Source organism: Streptomyces sp. NC-S4, from assembly GCF_054353315.1.
The window spans coordinates 3,978,354-3,992,709 of the sequence record NZ_CM135937.1; the positions used below are offsets into that span (position 1 = coordinate 3,978,354).

Annotated in this window: 13 protein-coding genes and 1 riboswitch; of the genes, 6 read left to right on the top strand and 7 right to left on the bottom strand. The window is 71.4% G+C overall.

The annotated features are described in order from the left end of the window. Positions 1-366: 366 nt before the first annotated feature. Positions 367-645 (bottom strand): MoaD/ThiS family protein, encoded by a 279-nt coding sequence (locus tag ACXNSR_RS17485; protein ID WP_458642932.1) that lies wholly within the window; start codon positions 643-645, stop codon positions 367-369. Positions 646-681: 36 nt separating this feature from the next. Beyond that, positions 682-1,956 (bottom strand): threonine synthase, encoded by a 1,275-nt coding sequence (thrC, locus tag ACXNSR_RS17490; RefSeq protein WP_458642933.1) that lies wholly within the window; start codon positions 1,954-1,956, stop codon positions 682-684. Between the two features lie 17 nt (positions 1,957-1,973). Further along, positions 1,974-2,131, bottom strand: a riboswitch (SAM riboswitch). 185 nt (positions 2,132-2,316) lie between these two features. On the opposite strand from thrC, the gene ACXNSR_RS17495 reads away from it, so the two are divergent. Then, on the top strand, positions 2,317-3,267 hold the full coding sequence (locus ACXNSR_RS17495; RefSeq protein ID WP_458643331.1) for a glucosyl-3-phosphoglycerate synthase: 951 nt from the start codon (positions 2,317-2,319) through the stop codon (positions 3,265-3,267). Positions 3,268-3,313: 46 nt separating this feature from the next. Further along, positions 3,314-4,744: an alpha,alpha-trehalose-phosphate synthase (UDP-forming) gene (locus ACXNSR_RS17500; RefSeq protein ID WP_458642934.1), complete on the top strand. Its 1,431-nt coding sequence runs from the start codon at positions 3,314-3,316 to the stop codon at positions 4,742-4,744. 134 nt (positions 4,745-4,878) lie between these two features. On the opposite strand, the gene otsB is transcribed toward ACXNSR_RS17500, so the two are convergent. Genes otsB through ACXNSR_RS17515 form a run of 3 tightly spaced genes read right to left on the bottom strand, consistent with a single transcriptional unit; the run spans position 4,879 to position 7,349 of the window. After that, the gene (gene otsB, locus ACXNSR_RS17505) at positions 4,879-5,727 is read right to left on the bottom strand and encodes a trehalose-phosphatase (RefSeq protein WP_458642935.1); all 849 of its coding nucleotides are present in this window, start codon (positions 5,725-5,727) and stop codon (positions 4,879-4,881) included. A 39-nt stretch (positions 5,728-5,766) separates the two neighbouring features. Further along, positions 5,767-6,003 (bottom strand): DUF3263 domain-containing protein, encoded by a 237-nt coding sequence (locus tag ACXNSR_RS17510; protein WP_030031449.1) that lies wholly within the window; start codon positions 6,001-6,003, stop codon positions 5,767-5,769. Between the two features lie 47 nt (positions 6,004-6,050). Next, entirely contained in the window at positions 6,051-7,349 is a 1,299-nt protein-coding gene (locus tag ACXNSR_RS17515; RefSeq protein ID WP_458642936.1) for an extracellular solute-binding protein, read from the bottom strand. A gap of 176 nt (positions 7,350-7,525) precedes the next feature. On the opposite strand from ACXNSR_RS17515, the gene ACXNSR_RS17520 reads away from it, so the two are divergent. The 4 genes from ACXNSR_RS17520 to ACXNSR_RS17535 all read left to right on the top strand — a co-directional run bounded on the left by ACXNSR_RS17520 (position 7,526) and on the right by ACXNSR_RS17535 (position 11,268). Then, entirely contained in the window at positions 7,526-8,458 is a 933-nt protein-coding gene (locus ACXNSR_RS17520; RefSeq protein WP_458643332.1) for an ROK family protein, read from the top strand. After that, a complete protein-coding gene (gene nagA / locus ACXNSR_RS17525) occupies positions 8,458-9,609 on the top strand; it encodes an N-acetylglucosamine-6-phosphate deacetylase (protein ID WP_458642937.1) in 1,152 nt (383 codons plus the stop codon). Before ACXNSR_RS17520 ends, nagA begins: the two co-directional genes overlap by 1 nt. Positions 9,610-9,721: 112 nt before the next feature. Beyond that, a complete protein-coding gene (locus tag ACXNSR_RS17530) occupies positions 9,722-10,642 on the top strand; it encodes a 1-phosphofructokinase family hexose kinase (protein WP_458642938.1) in 921 nt (306 codons plus the stop codon). Between the two features lie 161 nt (positions 10,643-10,803). Continuing rightward, positions 10,804-11,268 carry a hypothetical protein gene (locus ACXNSR_RS17535; RefSeq protein ID WP_458642939.1) on the top strand — a complete coding sequence of 155 codons (465 nt, stop codon included), beginning with the start codon at positions 10,804-10,806 and terminating at the stop codon, positions 11,266-11,268. 101 nt (positions 11,269-11,369) lie between these two features. On the opposite strand, the gene ACXNSR_RS17540 is transcribed toward ACXNSR_RS17535, so the two are convergent. Then, complete coding sequence (locus ACXNSR_RS17540) at positions 11,370-12,395, bottom strand: CBM35 domain-containing protein (protein ID WP_458642940.1); 1,026 nt, start codon at positions 12,393-12,395, stop codon at positions 11,370-11,372. 68 nt (positions 12,396-12,463) lie between these two features. Further along, positions 12,464-14,185, bottom strand: coding sequence for a diguanylate cyclase CdgB (cdgB, locus tag ACXNSR_RS17545; protein WP_458642941.1), 1,722 nt, complete (start codon positions 14,183-14,185; stop codon positions 12,464-12,466). Positions 14,186-14,356: the final 171 nt, after the last annotated feature.

Genomic DNA, 14,356 nt, shown 5'->3' on the forward strand with positions numbered 1-14,356 from the left:
GCCCTTGCGCAGGAACGCACTTCACGATCCCGGGTCAGAACTTGCGTCGGAACGCGTCGACCGAGGCTGAATGTATCTGCGCGGATGCGGTCTGCAACAGGTCATTCCGATGAGAATTCTGGACACCGAGAAACGTTGAAATAGAGTGAAAAGTTGCCATACTCCAGGGCAACTCGGGCCTGACATATCTCGCCAAAGCCCCATACCGCACCCGCACATTGGCCCGATGTCGACCCTCAGGCGGCCCGTTCATATGCGGCGGGCAAAAACAGCGGAGGGGACTTCCCCAACCCTACCGTGCCCAATCAAGCAGAATTGCCCCCTCCGCTTTTGCGGAGGGGGCAATTTCGGTTTAGGTCCGGATGCTCAGCAACCGCCGGCGACGGCCGGGATGATCGAGACGCCGGCGCCGTCCGGCGTCGCCGCCTGCAGCCCGCCCTCGAAACGCACGTCGTCGTCGTTCACGTAGACGTTCACGAAGCGGCGCAGCTTGCCCTGGTCGTCCAGGACGCGCGCGGCGATGCCCGGGTGGTTCTGCTCCAGGGACGCGATGACCTCGGCGAGGGTCGCGCCTTCGGCCGGGACCTCGGCGACGCCGCCGGTGTAGGTGCGCAGGATGGTGGGGATGCGGACGTTGACGCTCATGGCGCTACTGCCTTTCCGGGTGCAGGAGGAAGAGGATCAGGCGAGGCCGGCGGCGCGGAACGCGTCCAGGCTCGGACGGATGGTGGCGGTCTGCCCGCTGTCCGCGGCCACCGCCTCCAGGGTCTTGAGGCCGTCACCGGTGTTGAGGACGACGGTGGTCAGCGTCGGGTCGAGCTGCCCGCCCTCGATGAGCTTCTTCGTCACGCCGACGGTCACGCCGCCCGCGGTCTCGGCGAAGATGCCCTCGGTCTGCGCGAGGATCTTGATGGCCTCGACGACCTGCTCGTCGGTGACGTCCTCGACGAAGCCGCCGGTGCGGCGGGCGATGTCCAGGACGTACGGGCCGTCCGCCGGGTTGCCGATGGCGAGGGACTTGGCGATGGTGTTCGGCTTCTGCGGGCGGACCACGTCGTGCCCGGCCTTGAAGGCGGTGGACACCGGGGAGCAGCCCTCGGCCTGGGCGCCGAAGATCTTGTACGGCTTGTCCTCGACGAGGCCGAGCTTGATGAGCTCCTGCAGACCCTTGTCGATCTTCGTCAGCTGCGAGCCGGACGCGATCGGGATCACGATCTGGTCGGGCAGCTGCCAGCCGAGCTGCTCGCAGATCTCGTAGGCGAGCGTCTTGGAGCCCTCGCCGTAGTAAGGACGCAGGTTCACGTTGACGAAGCCCCAGCCCTCGCCCAGCGGGTCGCCGATGAGCTCGGAACAGAAGCGGTTGACGTCGTCGTAGTTGCCCTCGATGCCGACCAGGTCGCCGCCGTACACACCGGCCATGACGACCTTGCCCTGCTCCAGGTCGTGCGGGATGAACACGCAGGAGCGGAAGCCGGCCCGGGCGGCCGCGGCGCCGACGGCGCCGGCCAGGTTGCCGGTCGAGGAGCAGGACAGGGTGGTGAAGCCGAAGGCGCGGGCGGCCTCGACGGCGATGGCCACGACGCGGTCCTTGAAGGAGTGCGTCGGGTTGCCGGAGTCGTCCTTGACGTAGAGCTTGCCGGTGATGCCCAGTTCCTTGGCCAGGTTGGCCGCGTCCACGAGCTTGGTGAAGCCGGGGTTCAGGCTGGGCTTGGACGCCACGTCGGCGGGGACGGGCAGCAGCGGCGCGTAGCGCCAGATGTTGTTGGGGCCGGCCTCGATCGCGGCGCGCAGGGCCTCGGGGTCGCCGGTCGGCAGGTCGTAGGCGACTTCCAGCGGTCCGAAGCACTCGGCGCACGCGAAGATGGGGCCGAGCTCGAAGCGGGTACCGCACTCGCGACAGGAAAGGCCGTTGGCAGGTCCGAGATCAACAGAGGTGGCGACAGTCTGTGCAGCCATGATGGCGAGGCCCTTTCTCCTCATCTTCCCCATGGCGCACTTCGCCATGAGACGGAATTGGCACCTTCCCTAGCCGGGGACCTCGCTGACGAGCGCTGACGCGCGATCGCGAGAACCGACTGGAGGGTTGCCGGGGCTTCAACGGGCCGTGTCCCTCTGCCCCTCTGGATGAGCGGTATGGCACCGGCACACGCGCTCTGTGGCGCGCCGGTGCGTTTGTGCGCGGGGACCCCCGGCATGCGGTGGTCCTTCGCGTTGTTCAAGACTGTAACCGAAGGCCCGCGCGGTTGAGACAGGCGTCCGAACCGCGAGATGGATCACATAAGGGCGAATATCGCCGACACGCAGGGAGTGCTGAGGGTGCTGGAAGAGGTGGAGCGATGGCTGGCCGACCGCTCCTGGTCCGCCGCCGACCGACCGCTCGACCAGCTGCTCGACCGGAAACGGGCGGCCGGGACCACGGTCAGCGTGGTGCTGCCCGCACTGGACGAGGAGGCGACGGTCGGCGCGATCGTCGAAGTCATCCGGCGTGAGCTGATCGAGGGACTGCCGGTCCCCCTGGTGGACGAGCTGGTCGTCATCGACTCGGGCTCCGCCGACCGGACCGCGGAAACCGCGGCGAAGGCCGGGGCCCGGGTGGTGCACCGCGACGAGATCCTGCCCCGCGTCCCGGCACTGCCCGGCAAGGGCGAGGTGCTGTGGCGCTCGCTGCTGGCCACCGACGGGGACATCGTCTGCTTCGTCGACGCCGACCTGCGGGACTTCTCCGCCGCCTTCGTCTCCGGCATCGTCGGACCGCTGCTGACCGACCCCGACGTGCAGTTCGTCAAGGCCATGTACGACCGGCCGCTGGGGGACGCCCCGGGCCAGGGCGGCCGGGTCACCGAGCTGGTCGCCCGCCCGCTCCTCAACCTCCACTGGCCGCAGCTGGCCGGCTTCGTGCAGCCGCTGGGCGGCGAGTACGCCGTACGCCGCTCCCTGCTGGAGCGGCTGCCGTTCCCCGTCGGCTACGGCGTCGAGCTGGGCCTGCTGGTCGACGCGCTGCACACGGTCGGGCTGGACGCACTGGCACAGGTGGACGTGGGCGTACGGGTCCACCGCCACCAGGACGGGCAGGCGCTGGGCCGGATGGCCGCGGCGATCTACCGCACCGCGCAGGTACGGCTGTCGCGCGGGCACCTCGTACGGCCCGAGCTCACGCAGTTCGAGCGCGGGCCGGAGGGTTTCCGGCCCCGGACGTACCCGGTGGACACCGAGGAGCGGCCGCCGATGGCGGGCATCGAGGAGTACGCGCTGCGTCGCGTGGCGTGAGCGAACGTACGGTTTGAGCGGGTGCGGGCCGGGCTAGGTTGGCGGCATGGCTTCCCAGGTGCTCGTCGCCGCGAACCGCGGCCCCCTCTCCTACGCCGTCGCCGAGGACGGGACGCTCAGCGCCCGGCGCGGCGGGGGCGGTCTCGTCTCCGGACTCTCCACGGCCCTCGCCGAGCAGCCGGAGGCGCTGTGGATCTGCGCGGCGCTGTCGGACGCGGACCGGGAGGCGGTCCGCCGGGGCGTGTCCGAGCCGGGCGTCCGGATGCTGGATATCGATCCCACGATGTATGACGACGCGTACAACGGAATCGCCAATTCTGTGCTGTGGTTCACACATCACCACCTGTACGACATCCCGCGCGAACCGGTCTTCGACACCGGTTTCCGCCGGCGGTGGGAGTCGTACGAGCGCTACAACCAGGCCTTCGCCGAGGCCCTGGCCGAGGAGGCCGGACAGGGCGCGCGGGTGCTGGTCCAGGACTACCACCTGGCCCTGGTGCCCGGACTGCTGCGGACGCTCCGTCCCGACCTGCGGATCGCGCACTTCACGCACACCCCGTGGGCCGCGCCCGGCTATCTCGCCATGCTGCCCGACACGGTCCGCGAGACCCTGCTGTGGGGCATGCTCGGCGCGGACGTGCTCGGCTTCCACACCGAGGCCTGGGCGGCCGAGTTCCTCGGATCGGCGCGGCTCGACGACGCGTGGGGGCGCTCCGAGGTGCGCGACGGCGCGGTGGTGGAGCACCGGCGGTACACGGTGTGGCCGACCCGCACCACGCACGTGCGCGCGTACCCGCTGGGCGTGGACGGGGACGAACTGCGGGCGCTGGCGCACCGGCCGGAGGTGAACGCCAAGCTGGCGGAGCTGCGGGCGGAGGTCGACGGCCTGCGCACGATCGTCCGTGTGGACCGCACGGAGCTGTCGAAGAACATCCTGCGCGGCCTGTGGGCCTACCGGGAGCTGCTGACCACGCGCCCGCAGTGGCGTGGCCGGGTGGTCCACCTGGCGTCGGCGTACCCGTCGCGGCAGGACCTGACGGGGTACCGGGACTACACGCAGTCGGTGAAGGACCTGGCGGCGGAGATCAACGCGGAGTTCGGCACGGAGGACTGGCAGCCGGTGCTGGTGTCGGTGAAGGACGACTTCGAGCGCTCGCTGGCGGCGTACCGGCTGGCGGACGTGGCGCTGGTGAACCCGGTGCGGGACGGGATGAACCTCGTGGCGAAGGAGATCCCGGTGGTGTCGGAGGCGGGGTGCGTGCTGGTGCTGTCCACCGGGGCGGGGGCGTACGAGGAGCTCCGCCAGGACGCGCTGACGGTGAACCCGTACGACGTGACGCAGACGGCGGACGCGCTGCACGCGGCGCTGGCCATGCCGGCCGCCGAGCGCACGGAGCGCACCAAACGCCTCGCCGCTGCCGCGACGACCCTCCCCCCGACGGCCTGGTTCGAGGCCCAGCTCGCGGCCCTGGCCTGACCTCGTCCGCCTGCGGCACCGCTGCTGGGGCTCTGCCCCAGACCCCGCTCCTCAATCGCCGGAGGGGCTGGAAAATCCAGCCCCGCCGGCGATCGAGGCGCGGGGGTTCGGGGCAGAGCCCCAGCAGTCGGCGGTCAGGTGCGGATGGCCTCGGCCAGGGCGGCCAGGAAGGCGGCGACCGGGCCCGGGCCCGGGAGGACCAGGTCGGCCCGGGCGGCCAGCTCCGGCACCTCCGCGGAGCCGCTGCACACCAGCAGCCCCGGCAGGCCGTCGGCCCGGCCCTTCTCGACCGCCGAGAACGCCGCCAGGTCGCCCAGGTCGTCGCCCGCGTACAGCACCGCCTCCGCGTCCCGCTCCGCCAGGAACTCGGTCAGGGCGACGCCCTTGTCCATGCCGGGCGGCCTCAGCTCCAGCACCGCCCGCCCCGGCTCGACCATCAGCCCGTGCCGAGCCGCCAGCTCCGCCAGCGGCTCCCGCAGTGCCGCGAACGCCGCCGCCGGGTCCTCCGCCCGGCGGGTGTGCACGGCCAGGGCCCGGCCCTTCTCCTCGATCCAGGTACCGCGCCAGGCCCCGATGGAGTCCAGGAACCCCGGCAGCTCCGCCCGGACCGCCGCCACGCCGGGGTGCTCGGCGGGCGCGTGGACGATGCCGGTGACGGCGTCCCACCGTTCGGCTCCGTAGTGGCCGAGGACGACCATGTGCTGGAGGCCCGGGACTCCGGCGAAGCCTCCGTATCGGACGGCGACACCGGCCGGCCGGCCGGTGATCACCGCCACCGAGTCGACCTCGGGTGCGAGTGCGGACAGGGCCGGGACGGCTCCGGGGTGGGCTCGGGCCTGGTCCGGGTCCGGGACGATGTCGGCGAGGGTGCCGTCGAAGTCCAGGGCGACCACGGACCGGCGGGGTACGCGGAGCAGGGCTTCGAGTCCCTCGCGTCCGGCTGCGGTGACGGGCATCGGCAGGTCGTGCGGATGACTCCCCATACGCACGACCCTAACGGCCGGGCGGTGCCACGGCTACGGCTATCGCCGGGCTCGCTGGGCCTCGCGGATCCTGCGCAGCCGGTTGACCGTGCCCGGGGCGTGGGCCAGGGCCCGCGGGTCGTCCATCAGTGCGTTGAGCAACTGGTAGTAGCGGACGGGGGTCATCCCCAGCCCTTCCCGGATGGCCCGTTCCTTGGCTCCGGGCCCGGGCCAGGTGCGTCCCTCGTACGCGAGCACCGCGGCCTCCGTGGCCGTCAGCTGCCCCTCGTCCGTCATACCGCCAGATTAACGCCGCGCTCTGACACCTGGCCCGCCGCCACCGGTCAGCGCGGGTCCGACGCCCGGGCGGCCGTGGCGATCTGCTCCAGCACCTTCGCGGGCTGTCCGCCCGGCTGGACGGTCTTGCCGATGTTCTGCTTGATGTCCTCGCTGACGCCCGCCCAGGACTTCTTGCCGACCGGGTACAGCCGGGAGTTCGGCAGGGCCGTCAGGAAGGGCTTCAGCTGCGCGGCCGAGCCGCCCGTGGCGGCCTGCTTGGCCTGGTAGCCGCTGGTGGTGGCGGGCAGCAGGTCGTACTTCTCGGTGAAGGCCGTCACGTTCTTCGGCTGGTACAGGAAGTCCAGGAACTTGCCGGACTCCTGGCGGTGGCCGTTCTTGAAGGCCATGATCCAGTCCGCGACGCCCATCGCGGGCTGGTCACTGCCGTCGGAGGTGGGCAGCGGCACCATGCCGAACTTCACGCCCTTGGCGGCGGCCTGCTTGAGCAGGGTCGGGTGCCCGTTGAGCATGCCGACCTCGCCCTTGGTGAAGCCGTCGAAGGCGGCCTGGCGGTCCAGCTTGCCGGGCTCCACGGGGCCGGTCAGCCCCTGGCCGACCATCTTGTCCCGCAGGAACTCCAGCGCCTTGACGTTGGGGGCGGAGTCGATCGCGTAGGACTCCTCGTTGTCGGTGTAGCCGCCACCGCCCGCGAGCATCCACATCATCGTCTCGGCCTGTGCCTCCTCGCGGCCCAGCGGGACCGCGAAGGGAGTGGGCACGTTCGCGGCCTTGAGCTTCTTGGCGGCGGCTTCGAGGTCCGCCCAGTTCTTCGGCTGCCAGCCCTTGGCGTCCTTGCCGATCACACCGGCGTCCGCGAGGAGCTTCTCGTTGTAGAAGAGCAGCCGGGTGCTGGAGACGAAGGGCATGCCGTACTGGACCTGCTTGACCTTGCCGGCGTCGGCGAGCGGGCCGAGGAAGTCGGCCTCGGTCTTCACGGAGAGCAGCTCTTCCGCCGAGTACAGCTTGCCGGCGGCCGCGTAGTCGGAGTAGGCGCCGATCTGGGCTATGTCGGGGGCCTTGCCGGCCTTGACCATCTCGGCGACCTTGGCGTCGACCTCGGACCAGGAGTAGACGCTGACCTCGACCTTGGTGCCCGGGTTGGCCTTCTCGAAGCCCGTGGCGAGGTCCTTCCAGTACGCCTCGGAGGAGTTCTGCGGATTGTCCCCGTAATCGGCCGCCACGACCCGCAGGGTCACCTCGTTGTCTCCGGTGAGCCCGTCGAGGGCTCCGCAGCCCGTCAGCGTCACGGCAGTCAGGCACAGCACGGCGCCGGACGCGGCCAGGCTCAGGTAACGGCCCTTCACAGTTCTCCATCCACCCCTTCTTGTACGTACGATCCACGTAAGGTCTACACCACTTTGGCGGCTCGTCCACATCGGGCTCCCGACCTGTGCCCCGAATTTGTATGGCCGCTCAACAATCTCCCCCATTGGACTAGACCTTTCCCCGCCGAGCACGCGAGACTGTCTCTGTGAAACCCGTGAAACACGTCATCGCCCTCGATGTGGGCGGCACCGGGATGAAGGCCGCCCTCGTCGCCGACGACGGCACCCTGCTCCATGAAGCACGCCGGGCCACCGGCCGCGAGCGGGGCCCCGACGCCGTCGTCGAGACGATCCAGGAGTTCGCCGCCGAGCTGCTCGACACCGGCCGGGAACGCTTCGGACGGCCCGCCTCGGCGGCCGGCGTCGCCGTCCCGGGCATCGTCGACGCCGAGCACGGGATCGCCGTCTACGCGGCGAACCTGGGCTGGCGCGACGTACCGATGCGCGCCCTGCTCAGCAGCCGCCTCGGCGGCATCCCCGTGGCCCTCGGCCACGACGTGCGCACGGGTGGACTCGCCGAGGGGCGCATCGGCGCCGGCCGGGGCGCCGACCGCTTCCTCTTCGTCCCGCTCGGCACCGGCATCGCCGGAGCCATCGGCATCGCCGGCCGCATCGAGGCCGGCGCCCACGGCTACGCGGGCGAGATCGGGCACATCGTGGTGCGCCCGGGCGGCCCCGCCTGCGGCTGCGGCCAGCACGGCTGCCTGGAGACCCTCGCCTCCGCCGCGGCCGTCAGCCGCGCCTGGGCGGCCGCCTCCGGCGACCCGGAGGCCGACGCCGCGGACTGCGCCGAGGCCGTCGCGTCCGGGGACGCACGCGCCCGGGAGGTCTGGCTGGCCGCCGTCGGCGCCCTCGCCGACGGACTGGTCACCGCCATCACCCTGCTGGACCCGCGCACGCTGATCATCGGCGGCGGGCTGGCGGAGGCCGGGGAGACCTTGTTCACCCCACTACGGACGGCCGTGGAGGAGCGCGTGACGTTCCAGCGGCTCCCCCACATCGTTCCGGCTGCCCTCGGGGACACCGCCGGATGCCTGGGCGCAGGGCTGCTCGCCTGGGACCTACTCGCCACGGAGGTACCTGCCTGATGTCCGGAAGCGCGCACAGCACTGTTCTTTCGGGCGCCAGGGTGGTGCTGCCCACCGGAACGGTGGCGAACGGCAGGGTCATCGTCGACGGCGACCGCATCGCCGGCAGCGCCCACGAGGGTGCCCGGAACGTCGACCTGAGCGGGCACTGGATCGTCCCCGGCTTCGTCGACATCCACAACCACGGCGGCGGCGGCGCCTCGTTCACCTCCGGCACCGCCGAGGACGTCCTCAAGGGCGTGCGCACCCACCGCGAGCACGGCACCACCACCCTCGTCGCCTCCACCGTCACCGGGGACCTCGACGAACTGGCCCGCCGCGCCGGGCTGCTCGCCGAGCTGACCCAAGCGGGCGAGATCGCCGGCATCCACTTCGAGGGGCCGTTCATCAACCCCTGCCGCAAGGGCGCCCACAAGGAGGACCTGCTCCGCGACCCCGACCCGGCCGAGGTCCGCAAGCTGATCGACGCCGCGCACGGCGCCGCCCGCATGTTCACCCTCGCCACCGAGCTGCCGGGCGGCCTGGACTCCGTACGGCTGCTCGCCGAACACGGGGTCGTCGCGGCGATCGGCCACACGGACGCCACGTACGAGCAGACGCGCGCCGCCATCGACGCGGGCGCGACCGTGGCCACCCACCTCTTCAACGCGATGCCGCCCCTCGCCCACCGCGAACCCGGCCCGATCGCCGCCCTGCTGGAGGACGAGCGGATCACCGTCGAGCTCATCAACGACGGCACCCACCTGCACCCGGCGGCCCTGGAACTGGCCTTCCACCACGCGGGCGCCCACCGCGTCGCGCTGATCACCGACGCGATGGACGCGGCCGGCTTCGGCGACGGGACCTACCACCTCGGCCCGCTGGAGGTCGAGGTCAAGCACGGCGTGGCACGGCTGGTGGAGGGCGGCTCCATCGCCGGCTCGACACTGACCCTGGACACCGCCTTCAAGCGCTCGGTGACCCTCGACAAGCTGCCGGTGGAGTCCGTGGTCCAGGCGATCTCCGCCAACCCGGCCAAACTGATCGGCCTGTACGACGAGATCGGCTCGCTGGAGCCCGGCAAGTACGCGGACCTCGTCGTGCTGGACGCCGCGTTCGACATCAAGGGAGTCATGCGCCGCGGCGAATGGATCGTCAGCCCGGCCTCCTGACCGCCGATCTGACGGCCGGGCGGCCGCACGGAGGGAAAACGGTCGGCCCCGGGACTGGGCCGACCGCCCTGTGTTTGGCATGATCCCGGCAGCATCAGACCCGGGAGTGCCGATGATCCTTACCGTGACGCTCAACACCGCGCTCGACGTCACGTACCGAGTGCCGCGGCTGCTCCCGCACGCCGCGCACCGGGTCTCCACCGTCACCGAACGCCCCGGCGGCAAGGGGATCAACGTCGCGCACGTCCTGGCCGCCCTCGGCCACGAGGTGACCGCGACGGGCTTCGCCGGCGGGCCCGTCGGCTCCGTCGTACGGGGGCTGCTGGCGCGCTCGCCCGGCGTGGTCGACGCCCTGGTGCCCTGCGCGGGCAACACCCGCCGCACGGTCGCCGTCGCCGACGCGGCCTCCGGCGACACCACGCAGTTCAACGAGCCGGGCCCGCAGATCACCGCCGGCGAGTGGTCGCGGTTCCTGGCCCGCTACGAGGACCTCGTACGCGGCGCCCGCGCCGTGGCCCTGTGCGGCAGCCTCCCGCCGGGCGTGCCGGTGGGCGCCTACGCGCTGCTCGTCCGGTCGGCCCGCGCGGCCGGGGTGCCCGTGCTGCTCGACACCAGCGGCGAGGCCCTGCGCCGAGGGGTGGCCGCCCGCCCGGAGATCATCAAGCCGAACGCCGCCGAACTGGCCGAGCTCACCGGATCCCGCGACCCGGTCCCCGCCACCCGCGACGCCCGCCGCCGGGGCGCCCGCGCGGTGGTCACCTCCCTCGGCCCGGCGGGCCTGCTGGCCGCCACCGCCGAGGGCTGCTGGCAGGCCGCCCCGCCGCGCCGGCTGTCCGGCAACCCGACCGGAGCCGGCGACTCCGCGGTCGCCGGGCTGCTGTCCGCGCTGGCGGAGGGCCTGGACTGGCCGGAACGCCTCACCCGTGCGGTCGCCCTCTCGGCGGCCACCGTCCTCGCCCCGGCGGCGGGGGAGTTCGACCCCGGCGTCTACGAGGAGTTGCGGCAGGGCGTGAGCGTCACCGCCGGCGGCTGACGATCCAGCAGTTTTTGCTGACCCTTCCTCAAAATGTCGCGCACGCAACACCTTTGAGAGCACGTTCATGGCGAGCGACCCGTTTTCGGCCAACTAGGATCACGATTCCGTCGATCATGATCACGGACGCTTTTGATCCACGAAAACGCAAGGTAAAGCACATGAACCGACTTTCCCGCAGGGCGCTCGCCATCATCACCGGAGTCGTGGCCATCGCCGGCCTCGCCGCGGTCCCCGCACAGGCCCAGACGATCAACAGCGGCTCCTGCGGCGCCGGGTACCGCCAGCAGGACGCCTACCCGCTCGGCGACAACGAGGGAGCCTCCGGAGCCGGCGTCGTCTTCCTGTACTACAACAGCTCCAACGGCACGAACTGCGCGATCGTGCGCCGCGACTCCCGGTTCAAGGTCACCGACGGCATGGGCGTCTCGCTGAAGGACTCCGCCGGCAACAGCGTCGCCGACGGGCAGCGCTCCTACACCCAGTTCGCGGGCCCCGTCTACCTCAAGGCGCCGGGCCGGTGCGTCCAGGTCTGGGGCATGGTCACGGGCATCTGGCTGAGGGAGAACTCCAGCTACCTGGAGAAGGAGCACGACGGTGGCAGCGGCTGGGTCCACTGCGGCTAGAAGTCCGGTGAACGCGCGAGTCCGGCTCCCCCGCGCATGCGGTGGAGCCGGACTCGTTCAGGGCGTCGGTGGAGCGACGGACCGGGCGAAACCCCTGGGGATCAGAAGTTCTCCAGCCACAGCTGGTCGATGTTGACGTTGCAGCTGTTGCCGGTCTCGCACGACAGCTTGATCGTGTTGGCGCCCTTCTCGAGGTTCACCTGGCCCCAGGTCGTCTGCCAGCCCTTCTCCCAGTCGCCCTTGGGCGACTTGGCGAAGTTGCGCATGCTGATCGGCGCCTCGTTGGCCTTGCCGTTGACGGTCAGCGTGCCGTTGGCGTCCTCACCCGGAATGCCGAACCGGACGTAGAACTTGTACTTCCCGGCCTTCGGAACGTCCAGCGTCCAGGTCACCGCCGCACCGACCCGGTTGAATCCACCGACGTACTGGCCACCCGTGCTCTTCGCCCCCGGCACCGTGGACTCCAGGCCCGCACCGCCCGTGATGGACATGCCCGCACCGGCCGCCTCGCCCTTCGGCAGCGGGGCCTGCGAGGCCTTCGTGCTGCTGGGGGCCGGGCTGGCCGGGTTCTGGGGGGCCGCCGACTGCTGGCCGGCGCTCGCGGTGGGCTCCTGCTGGTCCTTGTCCTTGCCCTTGTCGCCGAACTGCAGCGCCGCGACGATGCCGACCACGACCACGGCGACCACCGCGACGGCCGCGATCAGCAGACCGCGGCGGCTGGAGCCACCGCCGGCGCCACGACCGCCGCCGTGACCGCCTCCGTGACCGCCCGGCTGCGGGACCGTCTGCGTCTGCTGCGCCGGAACGCCGTAGCCGCCCGCCTGGAGGGCTTCCGGGGACTGGTACTGGGCCTGGTAACCCGGGCCCTGCTGCTGCGGGACGGGTCCGCGCTGGCCGCCGTTCCTGCGGTCGCCGACCGTACGCACCTGGTGGTGCGAGGTGCGGGGGACGCCGGGCTGGGGACCGTGGTGACCGCCGGCCGACGCTCCGGGATAGCCGTATCCACCGCCCGACGTGGGCGGGGTGGCTCCGGCCGCCTGGCCATCCTCGTAGAGGTAGCCGAACGGATCGTCGTCCTCGGGCTTGTTCGCCCCACCGTGCGGGCCGTTGTTCGCGGGCGTCGTCATCGCAGGTCACTCCTTTCGACCCCCGGGAGCCTACCCCGAACACGTGCACCCACGAGCGGCAGACCGCCTCAGCCGGCCCTGCGATGAGCCTTCGACCGGGACCTTTTCTCGATGTACATCCGCTGGTCGGCGGAGCGCAGCACCTCGTCGGCGGACATCCCGCAGCTGGCCCAGCCGATGCCGAAACTGGCTCCCACGCGCACCGCGCGGCCGTCCACCCGGATCGGCGGGATGATGGCGTTGCGCAGCCGGACCGCGAGATCGGCGGCGTCGGCGGCGCCCAGGCCGTCGGCCAGGACGACGAATTCATCACCACCCAGCCGGGCGACGGTGTCACCGTCCCTGACACCGGTCGTCAGCCGCCGCGCCACCTCGATCAGGACCGCGTCGCCCGTGTGGTGCCCGAACCGGTCGTTGATCGACTTGAAGCCGTCCAGATCGCAGAAGAGGACGGCGAGCCCCTTCGTCCCGTCGTCGATGTCGGTCGCGGGCGCCACCGTGTGCACGTGGTGGTCGTACGGACCGTCCGACGGGCCGGGCGGCGCCCCGGGGAAATCGAAGGGGTCGGCCCCGGTGAACCGGTCGGGGCCGTCGGCGTGAAACCCGTGCTCACCGGCACCACCCGCCTCCGCTCCCACCGGGTGCCCGTCGTATCCGTCGCGCCCCTCGAAGGCCGCGTCCAGGGCCTCGATCGCGCTGGCCCGTACGGACTGTGGCCTGCGGCACAGCCGGGCGCCGAGCCGGGCCCGCAGCTCGGCGCTGTTGGGCAGGCCGGTCAGCGAGTCGTGGCTGGCGCGGTGGGCGAGCTGGAGCTCGTGCCGCTTGCGCTCCTCGATGTCCTCGACGTGAGTGAGCAGGAAGCGGGGTCCGTCGGCGGCGTCGGCGACGACGGAGTTGCGCAGCGAGACCCATACGTACGTGCCGTCGCGGCGGCCCAGGCGCAGCTCGGCGCGGCCGCCCTCGGCGGAGGTGCGCAGCAGGGTGCCGATGTCCTCGGGGTGGACCAGGTCGGAGAAGGAGTAGCGGCGCAGGACGGAGGCGGGCCGGCCGAGCAGCCGGCACAGCGCGTCGTTGGTCCGCAGCAGCCGGCCGTGCTGGTCGCCGCCCATCTCGGCGATCGCCATGCCGCTGGGCGCGTACTCGAAGGCCTGGCGGAACGACTCCTCACTGGCCCGCAGCGCCTGCTGCTCGCGCTCCAGCCGCACCAGGGCGCGCTGCATGTTCGCCCGGAGCCGGGCGTTGCTGATCGCAATCGCCGCCTGGAAGGCGTACATCTGGAGCGCCTCGCGGCCCCAGGCGCCGGGCCGTCGGCCGTTGCGCGGTCTGTCCACCGAAATGACACCCAGAAGTTCCCCGCCGGACGCGTACATGGGTGCGTAGAGCCGGTCCTCGGGGTGCCACTCGTCCTCGAACCGCGGATCGGGGCCGTCGGTGTGCCACTGGGGGACGTCGTCCTCCATGAGGACCCAGCCCTCGGTGTGCGGGATGAACCGGAGCCCGTCCCAGTTCTCACCCATCGTCAAGCGGCGTTCCCAGGAGGCGCGGGAGCCGACGCGACCGGTGATGAGGGCCTCCGCGGCAGGATCTCCGGCGAAGGCGGCGACGACGAGATCACCGTCCGGGCGAACGAGGTTGACACAGGCGAGTTCGTAGCCGAGCCCCACGACGATGCCGTCCACGACGGTCTGCAGAGTGTCCGCCAGGCTCCGGGCCGTATTGAGCTCGGCCACCACCCGGTGCAGCTGCCGCAGGGTCGCAAGACGGACGTACGGCTCCGACTCGGTCTCCATTGCTCGCTCTCCCCGAGACCTCGACAGCAACTCCAGGTTTGTCATCGGCGTTTCGTTGCGGTGTCCCGTCCACTGAATCACAGTGAGCTGTGCGGCAGGTACACAGGGTCAACAAATCTTGCCCTCTGTGACTCAAGTCACATCAGGTGAATATCGGTGCGCAGCGGGCCC

What these genes read in the sequence shown, in the direction of transcription:
- ACXNSR_RS17485 (WP_458642932.1), bottom strand. Translation starts at nt 645, where the DNA reads ATGAGCGTCAACGTCCGCATCCCCACCATCCTGCGCACCTACACCGGC.
- thrC (WP_458642933.1), bottom strand. Translation starts at nt 1,956, where the DNA reads ATGGCTGCACAGACTGTCGCCACCTCTGTTGATCTCGGACCTGCCAAC.
- ACXNSR_RS17500 (WP_458642934.1), top strand. Translation starts at nt 3,314, where the DNA reads ATGGCTTCCCAGGTGCTCGTCGCCGCGAACCGCGGCCCCCTCTCCTAC.
- otsB (WP_458642935.1), bottom strand. Translation starts at nt 5,727, where the DNA reads ATGGGGAGTCATCCGCACGACCTGCCGATGCCCGTCACCGCAGCCGGA.
- ACXNSR_RS17510 (WP_030031449.1), bottom strand. Translation starts at nt 6,003, where the DNA reads ATGACGGACGAGGGGCAGCTGACGGCCACGGAGGCCGCGGTGCTCGCG.
- nagA (WP_458642937.1), top strand. Translation starts at nt 8,458, where the DNA reads ATGTCCGGAAGCGCGCACAGCACTGTTCTTTCGGGCGCCAGGGTGGTG.
- ACXNSR_RS17530 (WP_458642938.1), top strand. Translation starts at nt 9,722, where the DNA reads ATGATCCTTACCGTGACGCTCAACACCGCGCTCGACGTCACGTACCGA.
- ACXNSR_RS17535 (WP_458642939.1), top strand. Translation starts at nt 10,804, where the DNA reads ATGAACCGACTTTCCCGCAGGGCGCTCGCCATCATCACCGGAGTCGTG.
- ACXNSR_RS17540 (WP_458642940.1), bottom strand. Translation starts at nt 12,395, where the DNA reads ATGACGACGCCCGCGAACAACGGCCCGCACGGTGGGGCGAACAAGCCC.
- cdgB (WP_458642941.1), bottom strand. Translation starts at nt 14,185, where the DNA reads ATGGAGACCGAGTCGGAGCCGTACGTCCGTCTTGCGACCCTGCGGCAG.